The following is a 14,750-nucleotide window of genomic DNA, read 5'->3' on the forward strand; positions in this document are numbered from 1 at the left end:
TCAGGATTCCTTGACGATGATGCTGCCCACCTGGGTGGCGATCCGGCGCATATCCTTCGTGACTTCCACCAGCTGGTTCGCGATGTCGCGGTTGCGCGCGTACTGCATCGCCTTCATCTCGTGGAGCATGTCCGCGACCCAGACCCGGTGGGTGCGTTCGGCGCGTTTGGCCAGCCGGAGGATCTCGATCCAGTAGTCCTCGAGGTCATCCAGGTTGTTCAGCTTACGCATGGCATCGACCGTGAGTTCGGCCTGGCGGCTGATGATTTCGAGCTGGTCCGCTGCGCGCCTGGGCAGCCGTTCGAGCTTGTAGAGGGACACGAGCTCGGCGGCGGCGTCGAGTTTCTCGATGGCCTCGTTCAGGAAGCGGGACAGTGTGTACATGTCCTCGCGGGGCAGGGGATTCACGAAGCTGGTGCGCATATGGGTCAGAAGGGCAAAGTGCAGTTCCGCCGACTTTGCCTCGTGGTTGTGCATGTCCTCCACCAGCCGGGCATGCTCACTGGCCGGGGCGCCGAGGATCTCCGAGAGCGTTCCGGTCGCCAGCACGATCTGGCGCGCCATCTGTGAGAGCAGGTCCAGTCCTGCAGACTCCTGCGGGAACAGGCGCAGCTTCACGTGGTGTCACCGGTCTTCCGAGGAGAGCGTCGCGGGTAGGGGCGGCCGGACGTGTGACTTGACGGAGACCAGCGCATGCGCATTACTTTACCGTCCGCGTCGGGCCCGGACCGGCCGGACGCGGCATATGACAGCGCAGGCACGCCCTCAATCAAAATGGGCATGAAAATGGTGCCGAACCGGATACGCCTCTCGGCGGTAGGCCGCTCTAGGCGGCTAAATGTTGAAGCCCGGGGGTTTCGCGGTTCGGCACCGCTTTCAGTTTTCTACGTAGGTTCTTTCAAGTCAACATTGACAGCCTGCCCCCGCCGTGCGTGGTAACCCCTAGTCCAGTTCGCTTAGTCCAGTTCGCCCAGCCGCCACGCGTTGGCGGCGTGTTCGAGGTCCTCGGCCGTCTTGACCAGCAGGTGGGAGTTGCGGGTGAGCTTGCTGGCGTGGTTCTCGTTGCTGTGCTCGGCGTTGTCCGCAATTGTTGCCTGGCCCAGGGCCACCACGCGGCAGAACGCTGCAGAACGTTCCAGCGCGACGTCGAAGTCGCCGTCGAACGCCCCGGAGAGGATGGCGTCCGCCATGGATTTCATTTCATCCGCGCCCGGCGGTTCGGCGGCGCCGGCCACCACATGCGAAACCTGGGCCGTGTCCTTGCCCGCCTTGAAGTAGACGGAGATCCGTTCGGGATCCTGGATGGTGGCGGCCCGCAGGGCGTACAGGCGCCACAGGGCGCCGGGGAGGGACCGGGCCGGGCTTTCGGCCCACATTTCGGCGATCGCTTCGAGGCCCTGCTCATCAGCGAGTTTCACGAGCCGCTTGGTGACTTTGGGGTCGTCGCTGTCACGGCCGCGGCGCACCAGCGCCTGCGCGGCCAGGTGGGCGGCCTCCGAGACGCGGGCGGGATCGGCCCCGCCGGCGAACGGCTCAAAGTCGATCGGCGCGAAGGGTTTCGGCTTGTGGTGCCGCGGGCCGGGGGAGCTTGATCCTGCTTGCTCGTTCATGCCCCCACGCTACTCCAGTGCCGCCGGGGAATCGAGGATCGGGCCGGTCACGCTGCCGGTGGCTCCAATGACGGACGACGCCGGTCCTGGCAGCGTGAAAAAAGTCGGCCCAGGTCTGGGGTACAGTATTAACGTCCAGAAATGGACTGGGCTGACACGCGCCGTGGCAACGGATTTATCCGCTGGTTCGGGGCTATCAGTTGGGGCCTTTAGCTCAGTTGGTAGAGCATCGGACTTTTAATCCGTGGGTCGTGGGTTCGATCCCCACAGGGCCCACTCTTTTAGCGAAGAGTGGAAATCCCCGGCTTCCTGGCAGCAGGAGGCCGGGGATTTTTTGTGTTGCGGGCGCTTGGAGTACAGCAGCTCGGATTGCACGGCAGGCTAGATACCAGTTCGGCTAGGCTTGCCGGATGGACTCCCACGGCGCCTCCGGATACTGGTACGGCCCCGATGACAGCCTGGACCCTCCCGCGGCCATCCTGCAGGCCCTCCGCGACTACAGGATCTCGGAGGTGGCGACCCGGCGGTCCACGCGCGATTCGATGGGGGTGGGCGAGACGGACCTGCTGGCCCTGCGCTACCTGCTGCGGGCCAAGGCCACCGGCGAACGCGTAGGACCCAAGGACATCAGCCGCACCCTGGGAATTACCACCGCCTCCACGACGTCGCTGATCGACCGGCTGGTGGCCAGCGGGCACGTCAGGCGCGAGCCGCACCCGACCGACCGGCGCTCGCTCGTGATCGTGCCGACGGCCGCCACGGACTCCGAAGTCCGCGCCACACTGGGCCAGATGCACCGCCGGATGATGGAGGTGGCTGAGTCCATGAGCGCCGAGGACGCCCGGGTGGTCATCACCTTTCTGCGCCGGATGGGCGAGGCGATTGGCGAAGGGCGGGCTAAGCGGGAGCCCGGGAGGGCGCATCCAGCCTGCCGGACTAATTAGCTCGGCCAACTATTCGTATGTATGCTTACTACCTGTTTTCGCTGTCAAAGGAGTAAGCGTCGTGACTGGATCCGCAACCCTGCCCGGGGGCTCCGGCGACGGAACCCTGCCCGCCGGACGCGCAGCGCTGGCCGACGCCGGCTGGACCCTCCCGGACGTTACGCTCCCCGATATGGTCCGGCCCTGGGCGCCCGACAGCCGGCCCCCGCAGCACTGCGGAACCCCCATGGCCTGGCGCTCCCAAGAGCCGGCCGCAACGTCTTCCTACTCGCTCGGACCCGTTGACCCTTCCGCGGCCCTGCCTGCCCTGTGGCGCTGCCGCTGCGGTTTCCAGCTCGACGGCGTCGAGCAGCGTACCGCCGGCCCTGTCGAGGCATACGGACCCAGCCTCTGACCGCCGGGCGCCCGCCTTCAGCCCGGTAGCGCGAGCCCGGCCCGCGCCGGTACGAGTGCAGTCGCGGACGCTACCGCCAGCCGGCCCGCCGGGGCCCTTGGCACCCCTGAACCCGCGTCCAGGGGAAACGTCACGACATCCCCCGAGCGTTCGTGGGCGACGTGGAGCAATCCATCGCGGACCACATGGTGCCGGGGCCAGTCGCCGCCGCTGGGAACATCGGCCACCGGGTGCAGTGCCGCGCCTCCGGCCTCCACGTCCAGTACGCTGACCCGGTTCGAGCCGCGCACGCCCACGTAGGCGTGCCTGCCGTCGGCCGCCAGCGCGATCTCGGCCGCCGAATCTCCCGGCAGCGCCCCGCCGGCGGTGGCGGGCCCGACGAAACCGAGACGGAAGTCCCCGAAGGCCGGCGACAGCTCGGCCACTGCCACCTCGATTGAATACTCGGTCACCACAAAGACGTGTCCGCCGGGGTGCTGGACCAGGTGCCGGGGGCCACTGCCCTGCGGCAGGACCACCTCGTGATCCAGGACCGGCCGCAGCGCCGGCCCGGGACCGGTACGGATGTTCCAGATCCGCAGGAGGTCATGGCCCAGATCCGTGGTCATCACCCGGCCATCGGCCAGCATCAGCGCGGCGTGGGCGCGGCTGGGCCGCTTCGGTTGTTTGGCGTCTGCGTCGAGAGTGCCCTCGTGCGGGTCGCGGGACTCGGCGGCGGCGGCACGGTCCAGGATTCCGCCGTCGGCGGCGAGCTCGTAGAACAGCACCTGGCCGTCGCCCCAGCAGCAGACCACCAGGAAGCGGCCGGAGGGCTCGACGGCGACATGGCAGGCCGCATCGCCGGCCGGCCAAGCCGGGCCCGCGGGCACCAGGCCAAACGCGCCGTCCCGGCGGTAGGCCCGGACGGTCCGTGCATGCTCGGCAACGGCGTAGACCACGGGAAGCGTGGGGTGGACCGCCAGGAAGGACGGAGAGTCGGCCCCCGCCGCAACACCGAGCCAGCGCAGGGTGCCGTCGGCCGCCGCGGCGATGGCACCGATCCCCGAGCCGCTGCCGCCAGCGTCCGCCGTGTACGAGCCGGTCCAGATGAGGTCTTGTGCGGCGAAAGAATCCATCCTGACATCCTGCCAGCCGGGCCTGCCCAGTAGAGGCAAACCGCCGGGCCTGCCGCGGCGGGCCCGATCCCGGCGGGAGCGGGGCCTTGGGTAGCATGGGGAGTCCGGGCAACTGCAGCCGAAGGAGGTGGGTCCCGTTCACGCAAGTCCAGAAAGGGCGCCCTCCCAGCGGTGCCGGCTGCGGCCAGCTCACGGTGAGGGCGTCTGACACCAGACCGAAAGGCACTCCCATGCCACTAATCCGCCATGATTCCCCGCACCAGAGACTCACGGCCAGGCTCCGAGCGGCCGGCTGTGTGTTCGCCGAAGACGAGGCCCGCCTGCTGATCGCCGCCGCCCCGACGCCAGCGGCACTCGATGAGATGGCCAGCCGGAGGGTCGCCGGGCTCCCGCTTGAACACATTCTCGGCTGGGCGGAATTCTGCGGACTCCGCATCGCCGTCGACGCCGGTGTCTTCGTGCCGCGGCGACGGACGGAATTCCTCGTTCGGCGGGCCGCCGCGCTCCTGGACACCTGGCGGCAGGAGCCAGCCGAGGCAGGCCGGCCCGCGCCGGTCGTTGTTGATCTCTGTTGCGGCTCCGGCGCAGTCGGAACGGCGCTGGCCGCGCTCGCCAGCCCCGCTGACGCGCCTATCGAACTCCATTGCGCCGATATCGACCCCGCCGCCGTGGCGTGTGCGCGCACGAACGTCCTGCTCGTGGGCGGGGAAGTCCACGAGGGGGACCTCTATGATCCGCTCCCGGAGGGGCTCCGTGGCCGCGTCCGGCTGCTGGCCGTCAATGCCCCCTATGTTCCCTCGGCGGACATCGAAACCATGCCGCAGGAGGCGCGCGTGCATGAACCGCGGGCCTGCCTCGACGGCGGAGAAGACGGGCTGGAGGTACAGCGCCGGGTAGCCGCCGGCGCACGGCAGTGGCTGGCGCCAGACGGCCACGTGCTGATCGAAACCAGCCGCAGGCAGGCTCCGCAGACAGCCGAAATCCTTCGCAGTCACGGACTTACGCCCCGGGTGCTGCGGTCGGCGGAGCTGGGGGCCACGGTGGTGGCCGGCGCGCAGCAGTTTTCCCGCTGAGCCGCCCGCCGGCCGAGGGCAGCTACCCGGGCACGGCCGCGGCGGATCTTGAGCAGAACACTTAGGGCATCTTGTCCGGGTCCACGCTGGTGGCGGGGCCGGCCGGGGTGGCGCCGCCCTCGTCTGACCAGTCCTGGCCCTCCTGGGCAGTGAGCGCGGGGTCGGAGCCGACATCGCGGACCACAGGTATGCGCCTTCCGGGCACAGCTGTTCCGGACCCTGTTCCCTGCGTGGCCGGTCCCTGCGTGGCCGCGGAGGTGCCCTCGTGTCCGGCGTCGCGGTGAACGGCGGAGCTGATGACAGTGCCCGCGCGGCGGGCAGCCTCGCCTAGATGTTCGGAGACCTCCGGGGCCTTGTCCTTGACCGTTTCGGCCGCCGCGGCCACCTTGTCCTGGACCGGTTTGCTCTGCCACAGTTCCGTGCCCCGGGCCTTGAGCTTGTCATAGGCGGCGCGACCCGACCGTGAACCGAGGACATACCCTGCGGCCAGTCCGGTGACGAAAAGAAGTTTGCCTTTCATTGTGTTCTCCTGCTCCTTGACGTAAGTGAAAATAGTGCAAAAAACCGGCCCCGGGGTAAAGTCCCAGGACCGGTTTTCGGTCAGTCTCTGTATTAGCGGACTGAGCGCCGGCTGATCATGCCGTAAACAAGCAGCACGATGATCGCACCGCCGATGGCCAGCAGCCAGGTCGACAGCGAGAAGAACTCGTTGATGCCGACGCCGAACAGTGCGCTGCCGATGAATCCGCCCAGGAGGGCGCCGACGACGCCGAGGATCAGGGTGATGATGATGCCACCGCCCTGACGTCCCGGGAGGATAGCCTTAGCGATTGCTCCGGCGATGAGGCCCAGAATCAGAAATGCGAAAAAGCCCATTTTTATCGTTCCTTCTTCTTCATAGAGGAGGCACCCGGATCGTCAGGTGCGCTTCATCCTTCTGCCTCAATAGTAATCATGCTTAGTATCAAAGGGCCACCCGGGGCCCTTTGGGTTTGACCGGCGGGGTGCCAAAAAATCAGCCCCATGCCGCCTACCAGGCGTAGTCTTCCGGTGCCGTGCGGTGCCCCGGGAAGATCTCGTCAAGGCGCTTGAGCGCGTCGCCGTCGAGCTTCAATTTGTGCGCCCTGACGGAGGATTCGAGCTGCTCCAGCGTGCGCGGGCCGATGATCGGAGCGGTGACTGCCGGCTGGTGGAGCAGCCACGCGAGCGCCACGTCTGCCGGGTCCTGGCCCAGCTCGGCGGCAAAGTCCTCGTAGCGCCGAATCTGCTTCTGGTGCGATTTGAGTGCCTCGAGGGCGCGGCCCGCGATGCGGCGGACGCCGTCGCCCTCCTTCTTCAGCACCCCGCCCAGCAGGCCGCCGTGCAGGGGCGACCACGGCAGGATTCCCAGGCCGTATTGCTGGGCAGCGGGGATGACTTCCAGTTCCACGTCCCGGGTCAGCAGGTTGTAGATCGACTGTTCGCTGACCGGCCCGTAGTAGTTGCGGCGGGCGGCGGTTTCCTGGGCGCGGGCAATGTGCCAGCCGGCGAAGTTGCTGCTGCCGGTGTACAGGATCTTGCCTTGCTGGACGGCGACCTCGATAGCCTGCCAGATCTCGTCCCAGGGAGTGTTCCGGTCCACGTGATGGAACTGGTACAGATCGATGTAGTCCGTCTGCAGCCGTTTCAGGCTTGCATCGAGGGCCCGGCGGATGTGCAGTGCGGAAAGCTTGGACTCGTTGGGCCGGTCCGTCATGGTGCCGAACAGCTTGGTGGCGAGTACCGTGCGCTCGCGGCGCTCCCCGCCCTGGGCGAACCAGCGGCCAAGTATTTCCTCGGTCCAGCCGCGGTGGCTCGAGCCGCCATACACATTGGCGGTATCGACGAAATTGATGCCGGCAGCCTGCGCGGTGTCCAGGATCGCGAAGGCCTGCGTTTCCTCGGTCTGCGGGCCAAAGTTCATGGTCCCCAGGCACAGGCGCGAGACTGTCAGGCCGGAGCGGCCCAGATGCGTGTAGCGCATGAAGCGTTCCTCTCCGTCCTGACCTCCTCCGCCCTGACGCGTTGCGGGTTTTCTCCGGAAGGCAGGCGGGTGTGTGCCGCCCGCGCTCCGGAGGCGGGCGTCAGCGCTCCAGGCGGAACCCGAGCTTGATGGTGACCTGCCAGTCCGCGACCTGGCCGTTTTCAAGGTGACCGCGGATTTCCTTGACTTCGAACCAGTCGAGGTTCCGGAGGGTCTTGGCGGCCTCTGCGATGCCGTTCCGGACCGCCGCATCGACGCCTTCGTTCGAGGTTCCGACAATTTCAGAAATGCTGTAGGTGTGATTAGACAACTTCGCTCCTCGTGATCGCCATCGATGACCGGCTGTGGGCCGTTCCTGCAGACTAGCCCACGGAACCGGGCCGGACTAGGGGGATGGGCCCGGAATCCGGGACCCCGGGGGGCGGTCCCGGCAGGGGGCGCTTTGCCTGCCGGGGAAAGGCGTCGGCCCGAGGCCTGATCCTGCTCACCATCCAGGGCAGCATGTAGTGCGCCACCCAGGCCAGGTCACTGGCCCGGGTTTCCCGCCAACTGCCCGGCGGCATGGGCTTGGGCTCGAGCGGGCGCAGGCGGTGTGGCACGCTGAGCGTGTCCAAGACCATGGCCGCAATGGTGTGGTGTCCCAATGGCGAGAAATGCAGGCGGTCCGGATCCCACATTCGGGGATCGCTCAATTGCCTCAGTGCCCACAAATCAGCAATAAGGACATGGTGCCGGGCGGCGATGACGCGGATATTTTCGTTGAAGACCGCAACTTTGCCCCGGATGTGCCCGAACACGGCGGTCTCGCCCCAGTCCGGCCCGGTGAACAGGACCACCGTGGCCCCGGTGGCTGAGAGCACTCCCACTGCCGCGTCGAGGGAAGCGGCCATCCGGTCCGGATCGCCGCGATGGAACACGAGATCGTTCCCGCCGCCCGAGAGGGTGACGAGGTCCGGTTTCAGGTTCAGGGCCGGTTCGAGCTGCTGGTCGAGGATTTCGCGCAGAACCAGGCCGCTGATGGCGAGATTTGCGTACCCGAACTCTCCGCGGCCCTCGCCGAGTTCCTCGGCAATGCGGTCCGCCCATCCCCGCATGCCTCCGGGGCTCAGCGGTTCCGGATCGCCCACGCCGGCCGTGAACGAATCGCCCAGGGCGACGTACCGGTTCCAGGGCTGTGAACGCCATGCGCCGGAGTGATCGAGTGCGAAGCCCTGAATCCCTGGCTTCCGCGGCCCCGCGGCGGGAATATTGTCGCCGGTATGGCCGGCGTCCGGCTCGAGGAACCTGGCGGCGTTCACATCACCACCAATACGCCGATAATCCATGCCGCGCTAGGTACTTATGCCCCTAGTGAGGCGTCGTGGCAGCGTTCACGCCGGCCCGGGAGGCCCCTGCCGCCGGGGCCGAAAATACTCAGGGGGGTATGATGTGGAACCTGACGCGTCGATCCCGGAGGAACCCATGGAACTCGATCCCACCGACATGAAGCCTGTCATCAACCGGCTTCGCCGCGCCCAGGGGCAGCTCGCGGCAGTCACCAGGATGATCGAGGAAGGCCGCGACTGCAAGAGTGTCGTGACCCAGCTGGCGGCCGTCTCGAGCGCCCTGGACAAGGCGGGATTCGCCATTATCGCCACAGGTTTGCAGCACTGCATGCAGCAGGAAGACCCCAGCCTGGACCGGGCAGAACTCGAAAAGCTCTTCCTCTCGCTGGCCTGAGCAGTTCCGCCAAGGCGCTCGCCTCAGTGCGCTCCGCCGGGCGATTGGGCTTCAGGCGGTGCCGTCGGCCAGGACGAACGTCTTCAGATCGTCAAGGGTCTGCTGCATGTGGGCGTCCATGGCGTCGCGGGCGCGGCGCGGGTCGCGTGATGCCAGCGCATCCGCGATTTTCTGGTGGTGCCCGATCGCATGCTCCTGGATGTCCGGCACTTTGGACGTTTCGGTCCGGCGCTTTTCCAGCACCCGGTGCAACGGTTCGAACAAGACGGCGACGAAGACGTTTTCCGAGGCCTGCAGGATGAGGTCGTGAAAGGCGAGGTCGGCCTCGACGAACGCCGGAAGATCGTTGTTCTCATGGGCCTGCCGCATTCGCTCGACCTGTGCGCGGAGGGCCTGGATGTCGGCATCTGCCATCCGTCCGGCGGCTAGTTCGCAGGCGCCCGTCTCCAGCATCCGCCGGAGCTCGATGAGCTGGATGGCGGCCGAGGCGTCGTTGGTGCCCTCCGAGGCCGCCCGCAGCACCGCGTCCAGGGAGCCCCAGCGGTTGATCGGGTTCACGAAGGTGCCGCGGCCCCGTTCCACACTGAGGATCCGCTGGGCTTCGAGGGTCTTCATGGCCTCGCGCACGGTCATCCGGCTGACTTCGTGCCGGGAGCTGAGCTCAAGTTCGCCGGGGACGCTCGTGCCGGGCGGGAACTCGCCGGCAATGATCCGGTCCAGCAGTTCGTCGGCAACTACGCCGACCAGCGATTTCCTAGCCAATTCTCCCCGTCCAGCGACTCTTTGCCTGATGGCGTGCTCCCGATGGCCAAGTCTACTTGCGCGTCCTTGTGCCATATGCCACACTAGCATTCAGATGCAAGATGTCTGACATCTTACATTTTGCTCCTGCTGCGGCTCCCGGAGAGCCGCAGGTTTCCACCGATCGATCCCACACAATGGAGTGCATAGTGCCCCTCGAAGCAGACGTGCTGGCCGCTTTCCCCGCGGAAGTACAGATCCCCGCCCGGCTAGTGGCAGACAGCGTGGCGGCCTCGTCCGAGGCATCCCCTCGTGTCCTGGTAGTCCTCGACGACGACCCCACCGGCACCCAGTCCGTGGCGAACCTGCCGGTCCTCACCCGCTGGGAAGTGGCGGACTTCGCCTGGGCGTTTAGCTACGAAGTCAACGGCCAGCGACAGCGCGCGGTCTACGTGCTGACCAACACCCGCAGCCTTGACCCGGCCGAGGCCGCGGCCCGCAACGAGGAAATCGTCCGGAACGCCCTCGCGGCCGCCGCATCCGCCGACCCCGCGCTGCGGCTCAGCTTTGTCAGCCGCAGCGACTCCACCCTCCGCGGCCACTACCCGCTCGAACCGGACGTCATCGCCGCGACCGTCACCGCCGTCAACGGCGGGAGCACCGACGGCGTCGTGATCGTTCCGGCATTCCCCGACGCCGGCCGCGTGACGATCGGCGGCGTGCACTTCACCCGCGGCACAGGCGAGGACGCCGGACAGCTCACCCCCGTGGCCGAGACCGAATTCGCCCGGGACGCCAGCTTCGGCTTCGCCAACTCGGAGATGGCCAAGTACGTGGAAGAGAAGTCGAACGGCCGGTTCCCCGCCGATTCGGTGATCGTGCTGGACCTGGACATCATCCGGGCCTCCACCGATCCGAGCATCTCCGCCAAGGCCATCGCCGACGCCATCGACGCCGCCACGAACTCCACCCCGATCGTGGCGGACATCGTCAGTGAAAACGATCTGCGCGCCCTGTCCCTGGGCCTGGAGGAAGCAGAGCGCCGCGGCAAGAAGTTGCTCTACCGTGTGGGCCCGCCGTTCGTCCGTGCCCGCATCGGCCAGGAAATCCGCACCGAACTCAGCGGCGAAGAGGCTTTTGCGGGCAACACCCCCTCGGAAGCCGGCGGCCTGATCGTCGTCGGCTCGCACGTCGGCGTCACCACGCGCCAGCTCAACGCCCTGACCGCGCAGCACAGCGCGGCCCGGATCGTGGAGATCGACGTCGAAAAACTGCTCGGCGAGAACGCGGGGGAGTACCTGGACGAAACCGTTGACACGGTGGTTGCCGCCCTCCGCGGCGGCGACGTGATCGTCCACACGAGCCGGCTCCTGATCAAGACATCCGACGCCGCCGAAAGCCTGCGGATCGCCCGGACCGTTTCGGCCGCCGTCGTCGCCGTCGTGAACCGCACCCTCAAGACCTTCCCGCCCCGCTTCGTGATCGCCAAGGGCGGCATCACGTCCTCCGACGTGGCAGCACACGGCCTGGAGATCCGGCACGCGATCGTCCGGGGGCCCATGCTGCCGGGCATCGTCAGCCTCTGGGAGCCGGTGGACGGCCCGGCAAAGGGCATCCCGTACATCGTCTTCGCCGGCAACGTGGGCGACGACCAGTCCCTCGCGGACGTCACGCGCAAGCTCAGCAACACCTTCTGATTTCTTCCCGCCTGAATTCGATGGAGAACACCATGACCAGCAACTACACCATCACCGTCCTGGGCCTTGGCGCCATGGGCCTGCCCATGGCCACGCGCCTGGCCAGCCAGCTCACCGTCCACGGCTTCGACATCGCTGAGCCGCGCCTGAAGCTGGCTGAAGAGGCCGGCATCCGCACATTCGACTCCGCCCAGGAAGCCTCGAAAGGCGCCGACGCCCTGCTGCTGGCAGTGCGCAACGGCGAGCAGCTCAACGATGTCCTCTTCGGCGAGACCGGCGTGGCCTCCGTGCTAAAGCCGGGCTCCGTCGTGATCCTGGGCAGCACCGTGGGCACCGAGGCCATCCCGGCCACGGTGGACCGCCTGGCCGAATACGGCGTCGAACTGGTTGATGCCCCGCTGTCCGGCGGACCCAAGCGGGCCGGCGAAGGCGACCTTCTGATCGTGGTGGGCGCTTCGCCCGAGGCCCGGGAAAAGGCCGGGCCGGCCCTCGAACTGCTGGCCTCCACCCTGACCGTTGTGGGCGACAAGCCCGGCGACGGCCAGGCCCTCAAGACCGTCAACCAGCTGCTCTGCGGCATCCACATCGCCGCCGCCGCCGAGGCCATGGCCCTGGCGGACGCCCTTGGCCTGGACCAGGCCAAGACCCTCGCCGCCCTCGAAGCCGGAGCGGCGGGCTCCTTCATGCTCTCCAACCGCGGCCCGCGCATCCTGGAGGCCTACACGGAAAACGGTGCGGAGGTCCTCAGTCGCCTGGACATCTTCGTCAAGGACATGGGCATCGTCGGCAAGGCCACCCGCGCGGCCGGCCTCGCCGCCCCGGTGGCCGCCGCCGCGGAGCAGCTCTACCTGCTCGGCCAGGCCCAGGGCCTCGCCGCCGCCGATGACTCCGCCGTCATCAAGGTCCTCGCGCCCGCCAAGCGCACCGCCTAACCCGCCACCCCACCCCACCCCCGTCGACGGCGGTCCCCCTCCGCCGTCGCCGGGCCCCATCCCGCCACTGTCCCGCCATTGTTCCCGACGGCTGACTCGTCGGAGAATGTTCCTGTCAAAGGAGACATCCCTTCATGACCCCCCTGCTCAATTCCCTGATGGTGCGCGCGGCCGACGCGCCCGTCATCAAGCCGGCCGTGGAGCTGGGAACTCCGCTGCTGCTGACCATCGCGGCAGCCGGCGTTGCCCTGCTGCTGGTGATGATCATTCGCTTCAAGATCCAGGCCTTCGTTTCCCTGCTGACCGTGAGCATCCTGGTGGCCGTGGCCGCGCAGATCCCGCTCAAGGATGTCTTCACCGTGGTGGCTACCGGGGTGGGCGGCACCATGGGCAAGGTCGCCCTCCTGATCGCGCTCGGTGCCATCCTGGGCCGGATGATCGAGGTCTCCGGTGGCGTGCAGTCCCTCGCCGACCACTTCACCGCCAAGCTCGGCGCCCGGCGGGTGGCCGTGGCCCTCACCGCGGTCGGTTTCCTGGTCGCGATTCCGGTGTTCTTCGAAGTCGGCATCATTGTCCTGGTGCCGATCGTCTACGCCTTCGCCAAGATCGCCAACGTCCACCCGGTGAAGTTCGGCCTGCCCATGGCCGGCATCATGCTGGCCATCCACGTGGCCGTGCCGCCGCACCCCGGGATTGTGGCCGGAGCCGGCGTGCTCGGCGCCGACATCGGGCTGATCGCCCTGATCTCGCTGACGATCTGCGTGCCGTTGGGCTTCCTGTCCTACTGGGTGGCAGCCATCATGAACCGCAAGAACTACGAGCTGCTGCCCTCCGTCAAGACCCAGGTGGACGAGTTCGGCTCCGCCACCGTGGTCCGTGTTGGCCACGAGGGCCCGGGCAGCAAGGCCATCGCCCCGCCGCGTCCCGGTCTGATCATCTTCCTGATCGCCACCCCGATCGCGCTGATCCTCCTTGGTACCGTCGGCACGCTCGTGATCAACAAGAACGACTTCTGGTACGGCGTCGCCGCGTTCGTCGGCAACCCCGTCTTCGCCCTCCTTGTGGCCGTTGCGCTCTCCTTCTTCCTCCTTGCCGTCCGCCGCCAGTGGTCCCTCGTGGAGACCGGCGAAATCTTCGAAGGCGCCCTGCCCCCGATCGCCTCCATCCTCATGGTTGTCGCGGCCGGCGGCGTCTTCGGCGGCGTCCTTCAGGTCAGCGGAATCGGCAAGGCGCTCTCCGAATCCCTGGACACCCTGGGCGTGCCGTTGCTGCTGCTTGGCTTCATCATCTCCCTCGCCCTCCGCGCCGCACAGGGCTCGGCCACGGTCGCGATTGTCACCACGGCCGGCCTGCTCTCCTCCGCCGTGGCCGGCGGCGGCTACACTCCCGCGCAGATTGCCGTGATCGTGATCGCCATCGGCTTCGGTGCCCTGGGCCTGTCACACGTCACCGACGCCGGGTTCTGGGTGGTTGTGCGCTACTACGGCCTGACCGTCGCCGACGGCCTCCGGACCTGGACCGTGCTCACCACCGTGCTGGGACTGGCCGGCTTCGCGCTGACGTTCGTCGCCTGGATGCTGGTGGGAGGCCTGAGCGCCTGATGCGTACCCAACTCGACACCCTGGTTGCCGGCGCCCTGCAGCAAGGCTCGGCAGTACCTGCATTCACCTGCTACGACTTCACCACCGCGCTCGCCGTGGTGGGCGCGGCCGAGGAATCCGGCCGGGGCGCCATCCTGCTCGTCGCGCCGAAGACCGCGGCCACGCCCAACGGGCTGCGGCTGATCTCCGCCCTCCGCGGACTCGCCGACGCCGCCGGCGTTCCGGTTGCCGTGCAGCTGGACCACGCCGCCGACCCGCAGGTGGTCGCCGACGCCGTCAGTGCCGGAGCCGACTCGGTGCTGGTGGACGGGTCCTCGCTGCCGTACGAGGACAACATTGCCCTGGTCCAGGGCGTTCGGGCGTCCCTTGCCGCGCAGGGGAGGGCCGACGTCGTGATTGAAGCCGAACTCGGCGGACTCGCCGGCGACGAGGACCGGGCCTTCGGGGCCGGCGTGGCGGACGAACCCGTCGGCCTCACCGACTCCGCCCAGGTGGAGGACTTTGTGGCACGCACCGGTGCGCAGCTGCTCGCCGTGGCCGTGGGCAACGTCCATGGAAAGTACAAGGGCGAGCCCCGGCTGCGCTGGGACGTGCTGCAAGACATCGCCGTGCGGACCCGGATTCCGCTGGTCCTGCACGGTGCCTCGGGCATCCCGGCGGAGGAACTGGTCAAAACCGCGGCCATGAACGTGGGCAAGGTCAACTTCAACACCGAGCTGCGCACCGGCGTCCTGGCGGTCCTTGAGGATCAGACCACCGCCCACCGGGCCGATGGCGAAAACCTCCAGGCACTGCTGGGCCACTGGGATGCAACAGCGCGGGCGTTCGCCGCGACCGCACTGGCCACACTCTCCCGCTGACGGCGCCGGCGGAACGGAAACTCCGGAAACCGCCGGAGAGGGAGGCCAGGATCGAACCATGA

General features: G+C 67.7%; 17 protein-coding genes and 1 tRNA gene. 9 read left to right on the forward strand and 9 right to left on the reverse strand.

Annotated elements, in window-relative coordinates:
• On the reverse strand, window positions 1-618 hold the full coding sequence (locus ACFVTM_RS02260; RefSeq protein ID WP_390201713.1) for a DUF47 domain-containing protein: 618 nt from the start codon (window positions 616-618) through the stop codon (window positions 1-3).
• Window positions 619-956: 338 nt separating this feature from the next.
• Complete coding sequence (locus tag ACFVTM_RS02265) at window positions 957-1,610, reverse strand: hypothetical protein (protein WP_390201715.1); 654 nt, start codon at window positions 1,608-1,610, stop codon at window positions 957-959.
• A gap of 203 nt (window positions 1,611-1,813) precedes the next feature.
• Between ACFVTM_RS02265 and ACFVTM_RS02270 the strand changes: the two genes are divergently transcribed.
• From ACFVTM_RS02270 to ACFVTM_RS02280, 3 genes are all read left to right on the forward strand, one after another.
• Window positions 1,814-1,886, forward strand: a tRNA-Lys gene (locus tag ACFVTM_RS02270).
• Between the two features lie 134 nt (window positions 1,887-2,020).
• Window positions 2,021-2,554, forward strand: coding sequence for a MarR family winged helix-turn-helix transcriptional regulator (locus ACFVTM_RS02275; protein WP_390201716.1), 534 nt, complete (start codon window positions 2,021-2,023; stop codon window positions 2,552-2,554).
• 61 nt (window positions 2,555-2,615) lie between these two features.
• Window positions 2,616-2,948 (forward strand): hypothetical protein, encoded by a 333-nt coding sequence (locus ACFVTM_RS02280; protein WP_390201717.1) that lies wholly within the window; start codon window positions 2,616-2,618, stop codon window positions 2,946-2,948.
• A gap of 17 nt (window positions 2,949-2,965) precedes the next feature.
• On the opposite strand, the gene ACFVTM_RS02285 is transcribed toward ACFVTM_RS02280, so the two are convergent.
• Window positions 2,966-4,063 (reverse strand): lactonase family protein, encoded by a 1,098-nt coding sequence (locus tag ACFVTM_RS02285; protein ID WP_390201718.1) that lies wholly within the window; start codon window positions 4,061-4,063, stop codon window positions 2,966-2,968.
• 230 nt (window positions 4,064-4,293) lie between these two features.
• On the opposite strand from ACFVTM_RS02285, the gene ACFVTM_RS02290 reads away from it, so the two are divergent.
• On the forward strand, window positions 4,294-5,136 hold the full coding sequence (locus ACFVTM_RS02290) for a putative protein N(5)-glutamine methyltransferase (protein ID WP_390201720.1): 843 nt from the start codon (window positions 4,294-4,296) through the stop codon (window positions 5,134-5,136).
• A 61-nt stretch (window positions 5,137-5,197) separates the two neighbouring features.
• On the opposite strand, the gene ACFVTM_RS02295 is transcribed toward ACFVTM_RS02290, so the two are convergent.
• The 5 genes from ACFVTM_RS02295 to ACFVTM_RS02315 form a co-directional block, all read right to left on the reverse strand.
• Window positions 5,198-5,656 (reverse strand): hypothetical protein, encoded by a 459-nt coding sequence (locus ACFVTM_RS02295; RefSeq protein WP_390201722.1) that lies wholly within the window; start codon window positions 5,654-5,656, stop codon window positions 5,198-5,200.
• A gap of 92 nt (window positions 5,657-5,748) precedes the next feature.
• A complete protein-coding gene (locus ACFVTM_RS02300) occupies window positions 5,749-6,012 on the reverse strand; it encodes a GlsB/YeaQ/YmgE family stress response membrane protein (protein WP_390201723.1) in 264 nt (87 codons plus the stop codon).
• A gap of 154 nt (window positions 6,013-6,166) precedes the next feature.
• Window positions 6,167-7,138 (reverse strand): aldo/keto reductase, encoded by a 972-nt coding sequence (locus tag ACFVTM_RS02305; RefSeq protein ID WP_390201725.1) that lies wholly within the window; start codon window positions 7,136-7,138, stop codon window positions 6,167-6,169.
• 100 nt (window positions 7,139-7,238) lie between these two features.
• Window positions 7,239-7,448 (reverse strand): dodecin, encoded by a 210-nt coding sequence (locus tag ACFVTM_RS02310; RefSeq protein ID WP_011690139.1) that lies wholly within the window; start codon window positions 7,446-7,448, stop codon window positions 7,239-7,241.
• A gap of 52 nt (window positions 7,449-7,500) precedes the next feature.
• Entirely contained in the window at window positions 7,501-8,436 is a 936-nt protein-coding gene (locus ACFVTM_RS02315) for an SGNH/GDSL hydrolase family protein (protein ID WP_390201726.1), read from the reverse strand.
• 163 nt (window positions 8,437-8,599) lie between these two features.
• Here ACFVTM_RS02315 and ACFVTM_RS02320 point away from each other — a divergent pair, with 163 nt between their 5' ends.
• Window positions 8,600-8,857, forward strand: a complete 258-nt coding sequence (locus ACFVTM_RS02320) for a metal-sensitive transcriptional regulator (RefSeq protein WP_390202094.1) — start codon at window positions 8,600-8,602, stop codon at window positions 8,855-8,857.
• Window positions 8,858-8,908: 51 nt separating this feature from the next.
• Here the strand turns inward: ACFVTM_RS02320 and ACFVTM_RS02325 are convergent, their stop codons facing one another.
• Window positions 8,909-9,619, reverse strand: a complete 711-nt coding sequence (locus tag ACFVTM_RS02325; protein WP_390201728.1) for a FadR/GntR family transcriptional regulator — start codon at window positions 9,617-9,619, stop codon at window positions 8,909-8,911.
• A gap of 188 nt (window positions 9,620-9,807) precedes the next feature.
• Between ACFVTM_RS02325 and ACFVTM_RS02330 the strand changes: the two genes are divergently transcribed.
• From ACFVTM_RS02330 to ACFVTM_RS02345, 4 genes are all read left to right on the forward strand, one after another.
• Window positions 9,808-11,295: a four-carbon acid sugar kinase family protein gene (locus tag ACFVTM_RS02330; RefSeq protein ID WP_390201731.1), complete on the forward strand. Its 1,488-nt coding sequence runs from the start codon at window positions 9,808-9,810 to the stop codon at window positions 11,293-11,295.
• 32 nt (window positions 11,296-11,327) lie between these two features.
• On the forward strand, window positions 11,328-12,227 hold the full coding sequence (locus ACFVTM_RS02335; protein WP_390201733.1) for an NAD(P)-dependent oxidoreductase: 900 nt from the start codon (window positions 11,328-11,330) through the stop codon (window positions 12,225-12,227).
• 134 nt (window positions 12,228-12,361) lie between these two features.
• Window positions 12,362-13,828, forward strand: a complete 1,467-nt coding sequence (locus ACFVTM_RS02340; protein ID WP_390201735.1) for a GntP family transporter — start codon at window positions 12,362-12,364, stop codon at window positions 13,826-13,828.
• Window positions 13,828-14,688 (forward strand): class II fructose-bisphosphate aldolase, encoded by an 861-nt coding sequence (locus ACFVTM_RS02345; protein ID WP_390201736.1) that lies wholly within the window; start codon window positions 13,828-13,830, stop codon window positions 14,686-14,688. The genes ACFVTM_RS02340 and ACFVTM_RS02345 overlap by 1 nt, the downstream gene beginning before the upstream one ends.
• The last annotated feature ends 62 nt before the right edge of the window (window positions 14,689-14,750 follow it).

Origin of the sequence: Arthrobacter sp. NPDC058130 (genome assembly GCF_042884475.1) — a bacterium.
Taxonomy (GTDB): domain Bacteria; phylum Actinomycetota; class Actinomycetes; order Actinomycetales; family Micrococcaceae; genus Arthrobacter.

Bases quoted from the DNA above. Each gene is read 5' to 3' on its own strand.
- ACFVTM_RS02265 (WP_390201715.1), bottom strand. From the start codon at position 1,610: ATGAACGAGCAAGCAGGATCAAGCTCCCCCGGCCCGCGGCACCACAAG.
- ACFVTM_RS02275 (WP_390201716.1), top strand. From the start codon at position 2,021: ATGGACTCCCACGGCGCCTCCGGATACTGGTACGGCCCCGATGACAGC.
- ACFVTM_RS02285 (WP_390201718.1), bottom strand. From the start codon at position 4,063: ATGGATTCTTTCGCCGCACAAGACCTCATCTGGACCGGCTCGTACACG.
- ACFVTM_RS02290 (WP_390201720.1), top strand. From the start codon at position 4,294: ATGCCACTAATCCGCCATGATTCCCCGCACCAGAGACTCACGGCCAGG.
- ACFVTM_RS02295 (WP_390201722.1), bottom strand. From the start codon at position 5,656: ATGAAAGGCAAACTTCTTTTCGTCACCGGACTGGCCGCAGGGTATGTC.
- ACFVTM_RS02300 (WP_390201723.1), bottom strand. From the start codon at position 6,012: ATGGGCTTTTTCGCATTTCTGATTCTGGGCCTCATCGCCGGAGCAATC.
- ACFVTM_RS02305 (WP_390201725.1), bottom strand. From the start codon at position 7,138: ATGCGCTACACGCATCTGGGCCGCTCCGGCCTGACAGTCTCGCGCCTG.
- ACFVTM_RS02320 (WP_390202094.1), top strand. From the start codon at position 8,600: ATGGAACTCGATCCCACCGACATGAAGCCTGTCATCAACCGGCTTCGC.
- ACFVTM_RS02335 (WP_390201733.1), top strand. From the start codon at position 11,328: ATGACCAGCAACTACACCATCACCGTCCTGGGCCTTGGCGCCATGGGC.
- ACFVTM_RS02340 (WP_390201735.1), top strand. From the start codon at position 12,362: ATGACCCCCCTGCTCAATTCCCTGATGGTGCGCGCGGCCGACGCGCCC.
- ACFVTM_RS02345 (WP_390201736.1), top strand. From the start codon at position 13,828: ATGCGTACCCAACTCGACACCCTGGTTGCCGGCGCCCTGCAGCAAGGC.